General features: G+C 80.4%; 1 protein-coding gene. It reads left to right on the top strand.

Going from position 1 to position 685, the window contains the following annotated elements; genetic code table 11:
- Positions 1–202: benzoate/H(+) symporter BenE family transporter (locus tag FA014_RS19675; protein ID WP_230323471.1), on the top strand; the 202-nt coding region annotated here is incomplete at its 5' end.
- Positions 203–685 lie beyond the last annotated feature (483 nt).

The raw sequence follows: 685 nt of genomic DNA, 5'->3' as shown, positions 1-685 counted from the left end.
GGCGGCGCCGGCCGGGCTGATCGCCGCCGCGGCGGGGCTGGCGCTGGTCGGGACGCTCGCGGGCGCGCTCGGCGGGGCGTTCGGCCCGGCGACCCACCGGGAGGCGGCGGCCGTGACGTTCCTGGTCACGGTGTCGGGGGTCGGCGTCGGCGGCATCTCGGCGGCGTTCGGGGCCTCCTCGCCGGCGGCGCCGTGCACCTGACCCTGCGCGCCGCCCGCCGCCCGCCTGCCGCCGAGGGGGTAACCGACGCGTCGAGGGGGTAACCACCGACTACTCGCCCGACGTGTCGGTTGCCCGCTCGGCGCGTGCCGGGCGCGGCGGCGTGCGCCGACCCGGCCCGCGGGCGGTGCAGGCGGTGGCGCGCCCGGCGGCCCCCGGAGGTTGTCCTGCCGGGGCGGCTGGCGCTACTGTCGGCCGAGGATCCCGAGACGTGAACGTTTGCGTCTCAGCAGTCGAGACGACGTGAAGGAGGCGGCCCGTGGCCCGGTCGGTGCACCCGCGCACGACCCAGCGCCCGGGCCGACCCATGCCCGCGTCGATCCGCTGCTGTCGCCCCTCGGCGAGCTGTCCGCGCACCTCCCGCGCCGCCTGACCCGCGTCCTCCCGACGCCCACCGGCCGCGCCCCGGCAGCACCCCGCCCGCCCGCGGCCCGTCCCGACCCGCGCACCCGCGCCGGTCGGCTT

It is taken from the genome of Cellulomonas hominis (assembly GCF_005239125.1).
Classification (GTDB): Bacteria; Actinomycetota; Actinomycetes; order Actinomycetales; family Cellulomonadaceae; genus Cellulomonas; species Cellulomonas hominis_A.
The sequence above is the reverse complement of the archived record's forward strand: the minus strand, read 5'-3'. Positions and strand labels throughout refer to the sequence as shown.